Here is an 18,409-nt window from a genome sequence, read left to right as displayed (position 1 = left end):
TTTGGAACAGTCTTCTTTTATTCGTAATGTTATTATTTGTCGATAAATCGATATTTCTTGTCGAACCGTTGATATCGCTTATTTCTTTGAAACAAACGGATGTCCCTCATAATAAAAACGCCAGGGATAATGTACAGCTTCTTCTGCATAGTCGATATTAATACGAGGTCCTGCTGTTATTTTATATTGTGATGATATGTGTTCTTCTTTTGGAACTAATTCAATATGTAACGTATCACTTTGTAACGATACACCGCGTTCTTCTAAAGTAATTCCGAGGGCACGGCATAGTTTGCCAGGACCGTTCGTTAAATTTTTGTACTGCGCTTTTGTAATTTCGGTCTTATTGTAGCGCGCTAGTTTTATTTCTTCTATTCCATCTACCGGCTCAAGGGCTCGAATGAGAACACCTTGCGGGGTGCCCACTGGTGCTGTAATAACGTTAAAACAATGATACATACCGTAAATCAAATATACGTAAGCATGCCCTGGTGCGCCAAACATAACTTCTGTGCGATCTGTCCGTCTACCGCCGTAACTATGTGCGGCCTTATCATCTGGGCCTTTATATGCTTCTACTTCTACAATGATTCCGCTTCGCTTTATTCCGTCTACAATATGAACAAGTTTTTGCCCGAGTAATTTTTTTGCGACTTCTAACGTATCGCCTTCATAAAAAGAAGGAGGTGCCTGCATTGTACTATCTCCTTTGCTAAGTGTATATGTATATAGTAAACCAAATTTTCAGTAGTAATTCTAACTCGTTCTATTTGTTACATTTATTTCATAAATTATGGATAGAGTACAACAGCGAAGAGGGGGAGTGCGACATGATTTATCGCTTACTAGCTCTTAATATAGATGGGACACTACTATACAACAATGGAAAAATTGCAAAAGGATTAAGAGAAACAATTGAATTTGTGAAAAGAAAAGATGTATACGTTACGTTATTTACGAGCCGTAATTTTCAATCCGCTCATAAAGTAGCAAAGGCGTTAAAATTAGATTCTATATTAGTGACACATGGTGGTGCTTTCGTTTCAGCAACGTTAGATAAGCCGTACGTTCAAAGAAGATTATCTGAAGAGAAGACTTTTAACATTGTGCAAGTGTTAGAGCACTTTGATTGTAACGTACGTATTTCTCATGAACGGTTTTCGATAGGAAATCGTGAGAGAAATACACCAAACTTAATTGCGCGCACTGTATTATCAAGTGCAGATCCGTTATTTTATCCAGTTCAATTTGTAGATTCGTTAGGTGACGCGCTTCGTGACCATCCGGTAGCGGCGCCAAAAATTGATGTTATTTTCCAAAGTAAAGGTGAAAAAGAACGCGGACTAAATACATTAAGAAAAGCGTTCCAAGATGTAGAGTATGTTGAATGTGATTCAAAACGAATAGAAATCTTGCCGCAAAATGTATCGAAGTTACGTGGATTACAATTGCTTGGAGAGCATTTAAATATTTCGCTAAATGAAATGGTTGCGATTGGAGATAGTATGGAAGATTTAGAAGTTATTGAAAACGTGGGACTTGGGGTAGCGATGGGGAACGCGCCTGTAGAGTTAAAGCAAGCAGCAGATTGGATCACACGTTCAAATAGTGAAAACGGCGTAGAGTATATGATTAAAGAGCATTTCCGTAAGCAATTCCCGCTTCCGTTTTTGAAGAATCATAAAAATACACCGAAACGATGACAGAAAAACGTAGCTTTTTGGCTACGTTTTTTTGTTTATCTTATTAAAAACAGTGAAAGCGTTTTAAAATATGAATTGTGTATGAAATCTATACAATTCACTTGAATCCTTTAGAAAACTAATGTAAAGTGAATGATGTTGCCAAAATAGTTACACCACATGAAATATTCTTCAGATTAATTTTATTGGGCTCCCATACGTAAAAGTATTTCCGCATGACAGTTTAGTTCACGTATTATTTCAAAAATGAATTGTAGCAATCTTATTAAGTAGTTGTAGTGTTTCTTTGTTTTATTTAAATGGATTATTTTAAGTTAATGTGAGTAAGGTTTGGTACATATGATATGTACTTCTTTTTGTGGTTTTAGGAAGTTTAAAAGGGGGAATGAATTTCTTGAGGAAATCATTTAATCAAAAAATTAAAAAGTTAAGTAGTAGTTTAATAGTTGTATTACTAATATGTATGAATTTTTTAATCCACTTACCATTTAAAGCAGAGGCAGCTACAACAGAATTAAAAGGTTTAGGTGATGTATCTTATTACAACGCTATCATTTTTGGAGATCATAGTGCAACGAGTGCGGATATTGAAGGTGCGATGGCTGTTCAGAAAAATATGAATGCATCAAGTTATACAGTCGTAGCGGCTGCAACTGGAGCAAATAACTTAGCTGGAGCAACTTGGGTAGATGAAGGATATCCATCATTATTACTAGGCGGTCAATTTACGAAAGCGGGAGCAGGACAAGTAATTATTCAAGATGGAACAGTGGCGATGACAAAAGACGGTGACCCAGATGGCGCAATGAAAACATCATATGACCGTATCTCTTATAAAGAGCAAGCGGAGATTGATGCTAAGTTTAAAGAATTTAGAAAAGACGTTGATGGTGTAATCGGGGATGCAAGTAAACTACAGACTGATAAGCCAAAACCTAATATGAGCTTTGGCATCGGTGAAGATGTAAATAACCCTAATATTTATGTCTCTTCAGGCCAAACTGGAAAGAAAACATTTGATGTAAAAGACGTTTTTCTTCCGAATGTAGAGAATAAAGACTTTATTGTTATTTATTCAGATGCAGAAGAAGTGAGTTTTGGTGGCGGTGCAATTTTGTATGATACAAGAAATACTGGGATGGCGACGGATTTAATTAATACATCTCAAGCATACGATCCTAATTCATCTTTTACTGAATTAGCTAGTAAGGTAATTTGGGTATTTCCTAATGCTACAAAGATAACAACTAAAGGTTATGGTGTAGTAGGTAGTGTGTTTGCACCTAATGCAGTTGTAGAAACAAAAGGTGGTTCTATTAATGGACAAGCCTATGTTGGAGGATTACACCAAAGAGATGGTTTTGAGGTTCATAACTTTAAATTTAACTGGCCAAAGTGGAATAAGCCAGCAACTGAAAAAGGACATTTACAAATTAAAAAAGTTGATGAAAACGATGAAAACATTGTTTTAAAAGACGCAAAATTTGATGTTATAGACAAAGATAATAACGTTGTGGCTACTGTTACAACAAACGAAAAGGGTATTGCGGAAGTTAAAGATTTACCACTTGGTGACTATTTTGTAAAAGAAATAAATGCACCAGAAGGATATATAAAAGTTGATACACCAGTCAAAGTAACAATTGATAATACAAACGTAATTGAACTTGTTATGAAGAATACGAGAAAAGTAGAGAATGGCCAATTTAAATTATTGAAAAAAGATAGTGAATCTGGTCAACTTCTACCAGGTGCAAAATTTGATGTTATCGATAAAGATGGGAAAGTTGTGGAAACAATTGTTACAGATGATAAAGGTGAAGCCTTATCGAAACAACTTCCAGTTGGAAGCTATACATTAAAAGAAGTAGAAGCACCGAAAGGATATGAATTATCATCTAGTTCAGTTTCTGTTGATGTAGAGGCTAATAAAGTAGTGACTGTAGATGTGGTGAATAAAAAGATCTCCGAAAAAGTAACGGGTCAATTTGAAATCGTGAAAGTAGATGCAGAAGATAAAACGAAAGTATTATCAGATGCAGAATTCGAAGTGTATAAAGATGGTAAAAAAGTAGATACGTTACGAACAGATAAAACTGGTAAAGTAGTTTCGCAGAAATTAGAACCAGGAAAATATACATTAAAAGAAACGAAAGCACCAGAAGGATATAAATTGTTAAAAGAAGAAATTGAAGTCGTTGTGGAAGCAAACAAGTTAGTAGAGGTACAAATAGAAAATGCGAAAGAACTAGGAAGCTTACAAGTAATCAAAAAGGATGCAGAGAGTGGAACAGTTCTAGCAGGTGCAGAATTTAAATTAAAGAACGAAGCTGGTCAAGTAGTTGGAGAAGCGAAAACAACGAATAAAGAAGGTGTTGTGAAATTCGAAAACTTAGTGCCAGGAAAGTACACGTTAGAGGAAACAAAAGCGCCAGAAGGTTATAAGGCGTTAGAAGTAACAGTAGAAGTAAACGTTGTAGCGAACGAAGTAGTAAAACAAGAAGTTACGAATGAAAAAGTAACAGGTCAATTTGAAATCGTGAAAGTAGATGCGAATGATAAAACGAAATTGTTATCAGGTGCAGAATTCGAAGTGTATAAAGATGGTAAAAAGGTAGCAGAACTAAAAACAGATGAGAGTGGAAAAGTGATGTCACCGAAATTACCGCTAGGTGAATACACAGTGAAAGAAACGAAAGCACCAGCGGGCTACAAGCTTTCAAATAAAGAATGGAAAGTAACAATTCAAAACGAGAAAGAAGTAGTAAAAGTAGAGGCAGAAAACGAAAAAATCTTAGGTTCTCTACAAATTATTAAAATGGATGATAAAGATCAAACGAAACGCTTAGCAGGCGCAGAATTTACAGTGAACGATGCGAAAGGAAATGTTGTAAAAGAAGGAATTACAACAGATAAGTCTGGAACGGTTAAAGTAGACGGACTTGTGCCAGGTGAATATACGTTAGAAGAAACAAAAGCACCAGAAGGTTATGAGTTAACAAAACAAATAATTCATGTAACAGTTGACGGTGAAAAAGTTGTTGATGTAAAAGTAACGAACAGTAAGAGTCTTGGTCAATTCGAAATTGTAAAAGTAGATGCGGAAGATAAAACGAAAGTATTATCAGACGCAGAATTCGAAGTGTATAAAGATGGTAAAAAAGTAGATACGTTACGAACAGATAAAACTGGTAAAGTAGTTTCACAGAAATTAGAACCAGGAAAGTACACATTAAAAGAAACGAAAGCACCACTAGGATATAAGTTGTTAAAAGAAGAAATTGAAGTCGTTGTGGAAGCAAACAAAGTAGTAGAAGTACAAGTAGAAAACGCAAAAGAACTAGGAAGCTTACAAGTAATCAAAAAGGATGCAGAGAGTGGAAAAGTTCTAGCGGGTGCAGAATTTAAATTAAAGAACGAAGCTGGTCAAGTAGTTGAAGAAGCGAAAACAACGAATAAAGAAGGTGTTGTGAAATTCGAAAACTTAGTGCCAGGAAAGTACACGTTAGAGGAAACAAAAGCGCCAGAAGGTTATAAGGCGTTAGAAGTAACAGTAGAAGTAAATGTTATAGCGAACGAAGTAGTAAAACAAGAAGTTATGAATGAAAAAGTGAAAGAAGAAATTACAGGTCAATTAGAAATTACAAAGGTAGATGCCAATAATACAAATAAAACTTTAGCAGGCGCAGTGTTTGAAATTTGGAAAGACGGAACAAAAATCGACACATTAACAACAAACAAGAGCGGTAAAGCGACTTCTAAGAAGTTAGAACCAGGAGATTACACTTTAAAAGAAATCCAAGCGCCAGAAGGATATACTTTATCCGATAAGGAAATGAAATTTACGATTTCTAATGAAAAAATTGAAGTTGTAAAGCTTCAAATTACAAATAAAAAAGATACAGAAAAAGGTCCGGAAAAACCAGGTGAAGGAACAGAAAAACCAGGTGAGGGAGTAGAAAAACCTAATTTACCAGAAAAAGGACAAGGTTCTTCTAATAATCAACAACTTCCAGCTACAGGACACAATACGAATTACGTTCCATTCATCGGTTTTATGCTTCTGTTACTAGGAATACGTTTAAGATTCATGGCTAAAAATAGTTAAAAGATGTATAAAAGGCATCAGAGATTATACAATCTCTGATGCCTTTTAAATTAATACAGATAAATATTTTAAGCTTCAATTACGCTAAGCATTCTGTTTATAAATGCAGCTGCGTGAGCGCGTTGTGATGGTCCTTTTGGTACGAATTGATTAAATTCATTACCTTTTACAATTCCAAATCCATACACTCTTTGTACTTCTTGTTTAGCGTAAATTAAGTTTTGGTCTACAAATGGTAGTTCAACTTGTTTTGCAAAAATACCAGCGTGTTTTAGAGAACGATCAATCATAATAACAGCTTCTTCACGTGTAATTGTGGTATTTGGATCAAATGTATTATCACCACGTCCGCGGATTATGCCTGCGCTTGCTGCACGATTAATACCGTCTCTTAAAGATGGGTGTACTTGTTCTAAGTCTGTGAACTTAGCATTTCCACTTGGTAATTGTAAAGCACGAGTAATTAGTGTAGCGAATTCAGCACGCGTTACAAGACGTTCTGGGAAGTACTTGCCGTTCCCTTCTCCTTGCATAATGCCTCTAGCTGCTAATTGACGAATGTCTTGTTCATACCATCCACCTGTAATGTCATCAGTTACTGGATCTTTTTGGTTTTCCTTATAGTATGTTTCAGTTCCTTTTAAGAAAGCATTCCATTGTCCGCGTTGAATCATAAACGCAGGGCAGTTTTTCCCTGACCAAAATTGATGTTTTTGGACCTTATCTAGAGAAATATTTAAGTCGTTCATTAAATAAGCTGCCAATTTACGGGCATTTTCTACCGCTTTTTCATAGTTTCCATCTTGATTAACGGCAATTTCAATTCCGATAGATTCATAGTTTCCAGTTTTATTTCCAGCATGCCATCCAACTTCATTTACTGGAAGATGTTGATAAATTTCTTTATCATCTACTGTGAAATGCCAAGATGCGGCGCGATCAGCTGTTCCGCGTGCTTGATTATCTAAGAATTTTGCATGATTTAGAGCATTAGCACCTTTCGCTGTATTAGCCGTTTCGTGAATCGTAATATATTTAGGTACCATCGGGTAGCCAGGGCGAATATCGTCATTTCCTTTAGGGACAATCATTTCTTTAAATGTAACTCCATAAATATTGTTTGTTTGTAGAGCATCTGGAGCTCTTAATAAACTATTTTTAGCAGAACGAACGTTTTTTAGTAATGAAGCTTTTGTACCTTCAAATGTAGCAGAAGGTGCATAAATCCATTTTGCTGTTTCATTTATTTGGACTTTAAACCAATTTCCAGCTTGTTCAGTAGGAGTAATGACTTGTGGCTGTAGTTTCCCTTCTTCGTTAAACGATTGGAACGGAAGTGCATGTATGGAAGCTTCTTCTTTTACGATTAATTTTTGGTTAGATAGTTTATGAATCTCTTGAACTTCTAAGCTATTATCATTGTTATCTATCCATCCAGCGCCAGTTGACGTCGTTATGTAGTAAGCATTTCCTTTTTTCTTTGTCGCCGTTACGACTTGTTCTGTAATCTCGATATTCGATTTGTTTTTTAAATCATTCGCGGTATATAATGAATGTTTTTTTGAAGTGTATAGTAGGAATTGACCAGTAACCTCGATATCTTCTTCATGAGTACTATGCTCATTAACATGCTCTTTAATACTTTTAAAAACTTGATCCTCCGTATATACTTCGGCGGATTTTTCAGCACTCTCTGCAAATGAATAAGTAGGTGCAAGAACAGTTTGTAATGCAAGAGAGAGAGTTAATACACTATAAAATTTCTTTTTCATATTTTTTTTAACACATTAGATTATGGAATCTAGTGTTAACATTCCTCCTTTATATATTGTATTTTCGCTATGTAACGATTTTTTGTACTAATAAATTTTAACAAGAGAAAATCATGATGTCTATATACATGAGCGATATTCATAAAAAGAATTATTTGAAAAAATGTAAGAGAAACAGGTAAAACCTTCTGTATTGACCTGTAAACGCCCTTCAAGTAAACTAAAGAGAGTTTGCAAATGAAAAGGTGATAATGTGTTAATTTCAATTAAAACGTTACAAGATGATCGTTTTTTACGTCCGCTACAAAATATTGGCGGCTTATTTTTTGAAGATAGTACGATTGGATTTGAACAAGAGGAAGCGAATCTGATCGTTGATATACACATTGAGGATAATGTGAAAGCATCCGCTCGATTAACGGATGTTAGCACAGGAAATGTGTATGAAGAAACATTCTCGAAAGATTTATCTGCTTTCACAGATGAAAAAGAGCGTATGAAGCAAGTGAAGCACGTTGTTTCTTATGTATATCTTTCTGTTCTTCAGCAGTTAACTGGACTTGAACAAAGCTGGGGTATTTTAACGGGAGTACGTCCGACGAAACTTCTTCATAAAATGCTTCAAAATGGTATGTCAAAGGAAGAAGCGCATCAAGAACTTCGTGAAAGTTATTTAATTCATGAAGAGAAGATTGAACTTCTTCAGCGCATTGTTGATTGCCAATTAGCAGTTGTTCCGGATTTATACCGTTTGAAAGAAGAAGTAAGTATTTATATCGGTATTCCGTTCTGCCCAACGAAATGTGCATACTGTACATTCCCGGCTTATGCGATTAATGGACGCCAAGGGTCTGTTGATTCGTTCTTAGGTGGTTTACATTATGAAGTTCGTGAAATTGGTAAGTTTTTAAAAGAAAAAGGTGTGAAAGTTACGACGATTTATTATGGCGGCGGTACACCTACAAGTATTACAGCAGAAGAGATGGATATGCTGTATGAAGAAATGTACGAAGCGTTCCCAGACGTGAAAAATGTACGTGAAGTTACAGTTGAGGCAGGTCGTCCAGATACGATCACGCCAGCAAAGCTAGAAGTGTTAAATAAATGGAACATTGACCGTATTAGTATTAATCCGCAGTCATACCATCAAGAGACACTAAAAGCAATTGGACGTCACCATACTGTAGAAGAAACAATTGAGAAATACCATTTAGCTCGTGAAATGGGAATGAACAATATTAATATGGACTTAATTATTGGTCTTCCTGGTGAAGGGTTAGATATCTTCAAGCATACGTTAGATGAAACAGAAAAGTTAATGCCAGAATCATTAACAGTTCATACGTTATCATTTAAACGTGCTTCTGAAATGACGCAAAACAAACGTAAATATAAAGTAGCAGGTCGCGAAGAGATTACAGCGATGATGCACGAAGCAGAAGAGTGGACGCAAAAGCATAATTACGTACCATATTACCTATATCGTCAAAAGAATATTTTAGGTAACTTAGAGAACGTTGGTTATGCAATGCCGACGCAAGAGAGTATTTACAACATTGTCATTATGGAAGAAGTACAATCAATTATCGGACTTGGTTGCGGTGCATCAAGTAAATTTGTTCATCCGAAGACGGGGGCAATTACGCACTTCGCAAATCCGAAAGATCCAAAATCATATAACGATGGCTTTGTAAAATATACAGAAGATAAACTGAAAATTTTAGAAGAGCTATTTGTATAAGAGGGAGAGTGTTCCAAATCGGAACACTCTCTTTTTTATATTGTCAGCTTTTGTCAGTAAGGCGATATATTCGAAAAATCGCTGCTATAAATTGAATTGCGGTCGATATATTTGAAAAATCGCCAATATAATTTCATGTATCAAAGGTTTGCACGTGTTGTAAAACTATGTCGATAATAATCAGAAAAATTAGTCAAAACATTGAAGGACAATGTCTACTTATGGACGAAATGATAGATTTATGAAAGAGAAAAGGGGGAAATTGTTGGCATGTACATGACGATAGGGAGAATTTTTGATTTATCTGTTGGTAAGTATCCGAATAAAGAGGCGTTAGTGGAACCTGAAAAAAATATTCGCTGGACATATAAACAGTGGGATGAACAAATAAATAAAACGGCACACGCTTTATTAGAAGACGGAGTAAGAAAGGGAGATACAGTATCTGTTTACTTATATAACTGTCATGAATTTGTAAACGTTTACTTAGCTTGTGCGAAAATTGGTGCAATTTTTAATCCGATTAACTTTCGCTTAAAGGCGAAAGAAGTATCTTATATTCTTCAGGACGCATCCTCGAAAGTCATTGTCTTTGAAAAAGCAGTTGAGTCAACTGTTGCTATCATTGAACGAGATTTTCCAAATACATCTTTTTGGTCTATAGAAAACGATAAACCTTCCTATGCAAGTTCCTACCATGAAAAAGTGAATGCAGCATCTCCTGAGAAAGTAAATATCGAAATTGATGAAATGGACTTTTGTTCTATGCTTTATACGAGCGGTACGACAGGTCATCCGAAAGGTGTGTTACATCGTCATCGTGAAATGGCTGAGCATAGTATGATTTGTACGTATTTCCTAAAATATAATAGAGATAGTGTGGGGCTTGTTGTTGCGCCTTTATATCACTGTGGTGAATTAAATGCCGGAATCATACCACGCATTCAAGTTGGCGGGAAGAATGTTATTTTGCATCATTTTGATACAGAAACAGTATTACATACGATTCAAGAAGAAAAGATTACGACGTTCTTTGCAGCACCGACGATGTGGAATATGTTGTTGCAAAAAGATTTAACTCAGTATGATTTAACTTCAATGAAAATTGGTATATATGGCGGAGCGGCAATGGCGCCGGCGTTAGTGAAGGAATGTAAAGAACGTCTTTATATTGACCTTGTTCAAATATACGGAATGACAGAAATGGGACCAGTTGTTGCGTTTCTCGTAGAGGAGGATCAAATTACGAAAGCTGGTTCAGCAGGCACGCCATGCTTTAGCCACGAAGTTCGTATTGTGAAACCGAACGAGGAGGCACCGGCAGAACCAGATGATGTATTACCTCCTTATGAGGTGGGAGAAATTATTTTACGTGGCCCAACTATGATGGCTGGCTATCATAATCGCGAAGAGGCAAATAAAAAATCGATGTATAAAGGATGGTATCATTCTGGTGATTTAGGATACTTTGATAAAGATGGTTATTTATTCGTTGCAGATCGCGTTGATGATATGGTAATTAGCGGTGGTGTAAATATTTACCCTCGTGAAATTGAAGATTTCCTTCATAGTCATCACGGTATATTAGATGTGGCGGTACTTGGTGAGCCAGATGAATTATGGGGAGAGCGTGTGGTGGCAGTTATTGTGAAGAAAGATGAAACAATAACAGAAGCTGATTTAGAAACGTATTGCAAAGAAAGTGACGAATTAGCAGATTATAAGCGTCCGCGTCATTATTTATTTGTAGATGAACTTCCGCGTAATGCGAGCGGGAAGTTGCAGAAGTTTGTGCTGAGGGAGTCATTGAAAGGGACAAAAAAATAGAAAGTGGGGGATACCCACTTTCTATTTTTATTTGCGTGAAAAACCTTCTTCATCAAGGTATTCCGCAGCTTCTGGATAAGAGTTGAATGTACCGTCTAAGTTTACACCAGCGTACACGTTCCACATGTCATCCTCTGAAATAAGAGTAAGAATATGACCATCTTCGTTCTGCCATTCTTCTTCTTTCGCAGGTTCTACAGGTGCTACTACTTCTTCTTGTGATAGAAGGTCAATTGATTTCTCAATTACTGAACGTAACTCTTCTGCTGAAAACTCGCGGATGTTAACCATACCTTTATCATCCGTTTTGTAACCTTTAATACCGCTTGCATACACAAATCCATTTCCATTTGGGTGTAAATGAAATACAACGTTCTTTTTATCTAAACGACTTTCTTCAAAGTGGAAGTTTACACGTTTTAATGATACGTTCTTTCTTTCTAGTTCTGGGAAAGATTCAATAATCGATAATTTTTCTTCAAAAGTTAGCATAGTGCCTCCAAGTATATAGTAAAAGATTTAATTTGTTCATTATAGCATAGTTGCAATTGTTTCCAAAGATAAGGGGGAAACTTTTCATTAAATCCGTTTACGTCACGAGAATGTAAAAAGTGAGCTAACGAATGTATCTTTTTAGGTGTACAATGGAACATGGACTTTATACAAAGGTGGTTTTTTTATGTTTCAAAAAATAGCAAAGGAATGTTTAGCAGGATTTACTGTTGCGATTGTTGCGTTACCACTTGCGATTGCATTTGGTATTGCCGCGACAGGAACGTCTGAGGGAGCGCTTGTTGGATTATATGGTGCGATTTTTGCAGGTTTATTCGCAGCGTTATTTGGCGGGACACCTGGGCAAGTAACGGGGCCAACTGGACCAATTACCGTTATCGCAACTGGAGTTATTGCGACGCACGGGTTAGAGGCAAGTTTTATTGCCTTTATGATGGCAGGATTATTTCAAATTTTATTCGGTGTATGTAAGCTCGGTTCTTACGTTCGATATATTCCGTATCCTGTCGTTTCAGGATTTATGAATGGTATTGCATTAATCATTATTTTAGGTGAAATAAAGCATGTACAAAATAGTTTTCTACTTGTTGTGTTAACGATTATTGTAATGATTGTTTCTGGCAAATGGATTAAGGTGATTCCGTCTAGTTTAGTAGCACTAGTCGGTGTGACAGCTTTGCTTCCTTTATTTTCTTCTCTACTCGAAGGACTTGCAGTAAAGTTACCGATTATCGGAAATCTTTCACTAAATAAAGTAATTGAAAAGATTGGAACCATTCCAGAAGCGATGCCTACGCTTCATATTCCATCTTTAAGTGGAACAGGAATAGCAGCACTTATTTTACCAGCGCTTAGTATTGCTTTATTAGGATCGATTGACTCGTTGTTAACATCGGTCGTAATGGATAATGTGACAGGTACGCGTCATAAAAGTAATAAAGAGCTTGTTGGACAAGGTATCGGTAATATGATGAGCGGATTGTTTGGCGGATTAGCAGGTGCAGGTGCGACTGTAAGATCTATCGTGAATATAAGAAGTGGTGGTAAAACGGCACTTTCGGCATGTATGCATAGTGTTATCTTATTTATTTTTATTATGGGTCTTGGTTCGGTCGTACAATATATTCCACTTGCTGTATTATCAGGTATTTTAATTTTAACTGGTATTGGAATGTTCGATTGGGAAAGCATGAAAAAGATGCATGTCGCTCCTAAAGGTGATGTCGTTGTTATGCTCGTAACGATGATTGTAACGGTGAAGTTCGATTTAATGATTGCCGTTGCATTCGGTATTATTCTTTCGTTCATCATATATATGGTGAAATGTAAAGAACGTAAAACTTCTATCGTAAAAGAAAGAGAAGAAACGTATACAATTCAAGGACCGCTCTCTTTCCTATCAGTAGATCGTATTTTCTCTACTTTACAAGATGTGAAGTCACCAGTTGTATTACGTATGAAAGATGTGCGTTATATGGATGTATCAGGAGCTATGGCATTATTAAATTTTGTTGAGCAATCAAATAAAGTAGGGGCAAGTGTAAAGCTTGAGCAAGTACATCCAAGTATTGAAAAAACAATTGTAGTAATGGCAAGCGATGAACAGAAAGAGCAATTGAAAATCTTAAGTGTTTAGATGGCAATTAGAATATCTCACAACTTTACATAAATTATAATGTAGAGTTGTGGGATATTCTTATAATGTTTTTAGTAATATGTATCGCAGTGATAGAGAGGAAGAGCTCTTTTTGCGTAACAGAAACGGTTATAATGTGTACATATATAATGGAAGGAATTAGAAAAAGATTGTGAAGAGATAGGTTTGAATTGGTTCTGTTTTCTATTTTGAAAAAAAAACCAAGTATTCAACCTATAATAAATTTGTTATGATAACCAATGGGATAAAGTGAATCCCTATCGTTTAAAACAATATGTTTGAGAGTATATGTATAAAAGAAAAGAGAAAAAATATGAATAAAACATTTGTAAAAGGAGCAGCAATTTTAACCATTACAACTTTTTTGTCGAAATTGCTTGGTAGTTTTTTTCAAATTCCATTACAAAATATTGCAGGAGATGAAGTGCTAGGTATTTTCCGCCTTGTTTTTCCTGTATATATGATTGCTCTTACATTATCGGTAGCCGGAGTTCCACTTGCAATTTCGAAACTAATTGCAGAGTTGAACGAAAAAAATAAGCAAAAGGAAATTGCGAAATTATTTAAATCAGCGTCAATTATAGGGATAGCATTTGGCGTTTTCGGCTGTTTAGTCATTGTATTATTTTCTATTGAAATTGCAAATATGCTCGGTGGACAAGAAACTAGAATGCCGTTGCTTATTACTTCATTAGCATTACTCATTGCGCCATACATGGCGGTGTATAGAGGGTATTTCCAAGGTTTCGGTGATATGAAACCAACAGGAGTATCACAAGTCATTGAGCAATTTGTCCGTGTGTTTTTTATGTTAATAATTGCTTACATACTAGTATCGTGGGATAAGAGTAATACTGTTATTACTAGTGGTGCGATGGTTGGCTCTTTTCTTGGAGTCATTAGTTCGCTTATATATTTGCGTATAAAATATAATAGAAGTCCATACTACAATAAAAGCAATTCCTATTCGCTCCGAGATTTAAGAGAAAACGGCAAAAAGATATTGCGGGTATCGATCCCAATCGCTATCGGAGCTTTATCAATGCCGCTTTTAAATTTAGTAGACTCGCTTACAATACCGCATGTATTACAAGGATCATCAACAGAAATTCAAGAACAATTTGGAATATACAGTCGCGGTTTTGCATTCACGCAAATAATTGTTATTTTTGCAAGTGCAATTGTATTTCCGTTAATACCACTCTTAACTTCCGCATTGGCCAAAAGAGATATAAATTTGGCGAAAATAACAATTCAAAATACAAATCGACTAGCGCATGTTTTGACAGCACCATTAACAGTATGGTTGATGGCATTAACAGTACCGTTAAATGTCGGATTGTTCACAGACGTAAAAGGCAGTAGTATGTTAACAGTTATGATTGGCAGTTCGTATTTTACTGCGGTTATGGTATTATCAATAGGTGTTTTACAGGGGATTAATCGTTCTGCACAAGCTGCATGGATTGTTATTGGCGCGAGTTGTGTGAAAGTCGTGTTAAACATTATGTTAGTGCAGAAGTTTGGCATAGATGGAGCGGCGTATAGTACATTAATTACTTACGTATTGATTTGTATTGTAAATCATTTGTATATTCGAAGCTATATTGCCTATTCTATTCATTTCAAAAACTTTTTCGGTGTGCTAGCAATAGCATGTATTTTCGGACTAGGATTGTATGAACTATGTAATGTGATAGATGTTACATCTTCAAGAATTATGACGTTATTATTCAGTGGTATAGCATTAAGTATTACAACCATTTTGTATGGTGTATGTGCTTTGAAATTAAAATGGATATCAATAAAAAAAATACCATTTTTGAAAAGATAAATATAGAAATTTAATTTTTTATTAAAATTCATATGAGCTGATAAAGAGGAAACTATGTAGGGTATTAAGTGTTTAGGTAAGGAATGGGTACCAGTTTATGTTAGATGAAATAAACGGTTACCTAGTTTTGGAGGAGATTTAGGGTGCGTTTAGTCTTATCAGGATATTATGGTTTTTATAATGTTGGAGACGAGGCGATTCTACAATCAATTATTGAATCGTTAAGTAAAGAGAACCCGGATATAGAACTAGTAGTACTATCAAATGATTCTAAATATACAAAGGAAAGGTATGGTGTAGAATCGGTAGATCGCTGGAATATAAAAGCTGTTTATCATGCAATCAAAAACAGTGATGGAGTTATTAGCGGTGGCGGGAGCCTTCTTCAAGATCAGACAAGTACGAAGAGTATTCTATATTATACGGGTATTATGGGACTCGCTCGATTATTAAAAAAGCCGTATTATATTTATTCACAAGGAATAGGTCCAATTACAAAAGGATATAATCGTCTATTAGTAAAATGGAACTTGTCAAAAGCTTCCTATGTATCAGTTCGAGATGAAGATTCGTTTTTATATTTAAAAGAACTTGGCATAAAAAACGATATTGAAATTGTTCCAGACCCTGTTTTAACATGGAAACGGACAAAACAATCGGATTGGTTGCAAAAGCATTCGATACATGGAAAAGTAATCGCGGTTAGTGTACGTTATTGGAATTCAAAAGAAGATTATGTAAAAAAATTAGCTACGGCATTAAAAAAATTAAAGCAAGAAGGATACCAAATTCTATTTGTTCCAATGCATGAGCCATTTGATCAAAAAGCTTCGCGTGAAGTAGTAGACTTAATGGGAGAAGAGACGTATATGCTTCCATATAAAATGGATATCGACGAGAAAATATTCATTTTATCACAATGTTCATTACTAATTGGTATGCGTCTTCATGCACTTGTTTTTTCTGCTGTAGCCAAAACTCCAATGGTCGGGATTTCGTACGATCCGAAAATTGATTCGTTTTTAAGTCAAGTGAATCAGCCAGTTATAGGAAGTGTGGATGGCGAATGGAGTGCGGAGTATTTATATGAAATTGCGAAAAAGCAATTAATGCAACAAGGAACTGTGGAGCAAGAGTTACAATTAATAATAGATGAGCTTCGGTTGCAAGGCAAACAGGCAACAAAGAAACTCATTGATCATATGGAAAAAGACACTTTATTAAAAAAGTAAAGTGTCTTTTGTTTTGAATTTAATGAAAATTATAATTATAAAAACGTTTTATTTTAATTCCTATTTATTATGCTAAAATGATTGCGATTATTATATAATCAAATTTGTGATAATAAATTCGTAGATTACGAGGAGGATAACCTTGAAGACTTTTTCAAAAGGTATAACAGCAGTGGCATTAACGGGATCATTACTTTTAACTCCTATTTCAAGTTATGCGGCAAATGATGATATTACAGGACATATGTTTGAGACGCATATGCGCTCACTTATTACTAAAGGAGTTTTAATGGGGTATGGTGAGAATGTATATGCGCCTGATAAATTAGTAACAAGAGCAGAGTTTGCTACATTCATAGCAAGGTCTTTAAATTTACCGAAAGCTGATTCGAATTTCGAGGATGTGCCGAAGACTTACGGTTTATATGATGGTGTAAGTAGAGCATATGGAGCGAAAATTATTAATGGTCGTACGAACGAGACGTTCTCACCAAATGATGTGATTACACGTGAAGAAATGTCGATAATGGTAAAGCGAGCATTAGACTATAAAAATATTAAAGTAGCTGTAAGTCCGCTTACCTTTACTGATAAAGATAGTATTAACTATAAAGAGCATGTACAAGTTATGGTGGCTACTCAAATTATTAAAGGGTATCCAGAAGATAATACATTTAGACCACATTTATCAGCTACAAGAGGGATGGCTTCAGCTATGTTGGATCGTATGCTTCAGACGATTGAAAAAAACGGAAATAGCAATCCTGTAGAAACTAAGAAATATGTTGTGACAAATGTAAGAGAAAACGGAACAGAGCAAGAAGTAGAGCGCTATAATACGTATAAAGAGGCAGTTACGGCTGCTCAAAATAAAGGTATGAATGCGGTAAAATACGAGAACGAATTCTTATGGATTAAAGATGGTTTTGCAAGTGCGAAAAGAATAACTGGGCAAAACATCATTAATATTTATAATGAGAATTTGTCAACAGTATATACGTATATTCAGTATGGAACAGAATTGAAAGTGTTAGAAGTTGGCGAAGATCGTGTGAAAGTTCAACTTTCTGGTTTGACAGGTTATGTGAAGAAGAATGAAATCACTTTAATTCCTACAAATGAAATGAAACAGTCGTCTTATTATGTGAAATCAGATGGATATTTATACCATGAATATTATACATATAATACAAGTTCACCTGGATATACAGAATTTAGATATGGTGTGGCACCTTCTTTCATGAAGCAAGGACAGCAAATGTATAGTGTAGATGGAAAAACATTTGGAGATGAAACTTTCTATCAATATTTCAATTATTTATCATTACGTTCGAAAACAAATTATACAGCTGAACAACTAGATAGTTATGTGAAATCGATTAAGCCAGACTCTCCATTAATTGGTTTAGGAAAGAAATTTAAAGAAGTAGAAAGCAAGTATAATGTAAATGCATTATTCTTATATTCATTAGCAATCCATGAAAGTTATTATGGAACAAGCGCTCTTGCAAAAGATAAAAATAATTTATTTGGTTTAAAAGCAACAGACGATAGTCCATATGGTAACGGGGAAGCATTTAATTCAAAAGAAGATTGTATTGAACATGCAGCAAAATTATACATGAATGAAGGATATTTAAATCCAGGACATTGGCGTTATACAGCAACATATACAGGTGATAAAGCTGCTGGTTTAAATGCGAAATATGCATCTGATGCGAACTGGGGTAAAAAAGTAGCGGGGCATATGAACCGTTTTGATTCTTATTTAGGTAAAAAAGAATACAACAAGTATAAACTTGCACGTGTGATGAATAACGTAGAAGTGAAAAAGAATCCTAGTATATCAAATGAGCGACTGTATCGTTTAAATACAAATGTAGTTGTCACAGTTACTGGTGAAGAAATAATAAATGGAAAAGCGTGGATTAAAGTTATTTCAGATAATCCTACTGTAACTGAAGCCTATATCGCAAAAGAAAGCTTAGAGTACGTAAAACATTAATTAAATAAAAAAGAAGG

11 protein-coding genes are annotated in these 18,409 nt (G+C 35.3%); 8 read left to right on the top strand and 3 right to left on the bottom strand.

Going from position 1 to position 18,409, the window contains the following annotated elements; genetic code table 11:
- Positions 1-78: 78 nt before the first annotated feature.
- Positions 79-696: a DNA-3-methyladenine glycosylase gene (locus CN409_RS19430; protein WP_016109307.1), complete on the bottom strand. Its 618-nt coding sequence runs from the start codon at positions 694-696 to the stop codon at positions 79-81.
- Between the two features lie 134 nt (positions 697-830).
- Here CN409_RS19430 and CN409_RS19425 point away from each other — a divergent pair, with 134 nt between their 5' ends.
- A complete protein-coding gene (locus CN409_RS19425; RefSeq protein WP_081144058.1) occupies positions 831-1,703 on the top strand; it encodes a Cof-type HAD-IIB family hydrolase in 873 nt (290 codons plus the stop codon).
- A 394-nt stretch (positions 1,704-2,097) separates the two neighbouring features.
- Complete coding sequence (locus tag CN409_RS19420; protein ID WP_141527714.1) at positions 2,098-5,811, top strand: MSCRAMM family protein; 3,714 nt, start codon at positions 2,098-2,100, stop codon at positions 5,809-5,811.
- 68 nt (positions 5,812-5,879) lie between these two features.
- Here CN409_RS19420 and CN409_RS31500 read toward each other — a convergent pair whose 3' ends face one another.
- Positions 5,880-7,583 carry an S-layer homology domain-containing protein gene (locus CN409_RS31500; RefSeq protein WP_000726533.1) on the bottom strand — a complete coding sequence of 568 codons (1,704 nt, stop codon included), beginning with the start codon at positions 7,581-7,583 and terminating at the stop codon, positions 5,880-5,882.
- A gap of 253 nt (positions 7,584-7,836) precedes the next feature.
- Between CN409_RS31500 and CN409_RS19410 the strand changes: the two genes are divergently transcribed.
- Complete coding sequence (locus CN409_RS19410; protein WP_000908777.1) at positions 7,837-9,324, top strand: coproporphyrinogen III oxidase; 1,488 nt, start codon at positions 7,837-7,839, stop codon at positions 9,322-9,324.
- Between the two features lie 270 nt (positions 9,325-9,594).
- Positions 9,595-11,151, top strand: a complete 1,557-nt coding sequence (locus CN409_RS19405; protein WP_000281974.1) for a fatty acid--CoA ligase — start codon at positions 9,595-9,597, stop codon at positions 11,149-11,151.
- Between the two features lie 27 nt (positions 11,152-11,178).
- On the opposite strand, the gene CN409_RS19400 is transcribed toward CN409_RS19405, so the two are convergent.
- Positions 11,179-11,643, bottom strand: coding sequence for a hypothetical protein (locus CN409_RS19400; protein WP_000954998.1), 465 nt, complete (start codon positions 11,641-11,643; stop codon positions 11,179-11,181).
- Positions 11,644-11,830: 187 nt separating this feature from the next.
- Here CN409_RS19400 and CN409_RS19395 point away from each other — a divergent pair, with 187 nt between their 5' ends.
- The 4 genes from CN409_RS19395 to CN409_RS19380 all read left to right on the top strand — a co-directional run bounded on the left by CN409_RS19395 (position 11,831) and on the right by CN409_RS19380 (position 18,392).
- Entirely contained in the window at positions 11,831-13,300 is a 1,470-nt protein-coding gene (locus CN409_RS19395) for a SulP family inorganic anion transporter (RefSeq protein ID WP_000486670.1), read from the top strand.
- A 334-nt stretch (positions 13,301-13,634) separates the two neighbouring features.
- A complete protein-coding gene (locus tag CN409_RS19390; RefSeq protein ID WP_001044004.1) occupies positions 13,635-15,155 on the top strand; it encodes a putative polysaccharide biosynthesis protein in 1,521 nt (506 codons plus the stop codon).
- A 143-nt stretch (positions 15,156-15,298) separates the two neighbouring features.
- Entirely contained in the window at positions 15,299-16,387 is a 1,089-nt protein-coding gene (gene csaB / locus CN409_RS19385; protein ID WP_001241599.1) for a polysaccharide pyruvyl transferase CsaB, read from the top strand.
- Positions 16,388-16,529: 142 nt separating this feature from the next.
- A complete protein-coding gene (locus tag CN409_RS19380; RefSeq protein WP_097980878.1) occupies positions 16,530-18,392 on the top strand; it encodes an S-layer homology domain-containing protein in 1,863 nt (620 codons plus the stop codon).
- Positions 18,393-18,409 lie beyond the last annotated feature (17 nt).

The organism is Bacillus sp. AFS012607 (assembly GCF_002558005.1).
In the GTDB taxonomy this organism is placed as follows: Bacteria; Bacillota; Bacilli; order Bacillales; family Bacillaceae_G; genus Bacillus_A; species Bacillus_A thuringiensis_S.
Note: the sequence above shows the minus strand (reverse complement) of the source record. Positions and strands in the feature narration are given on the sequence as shown.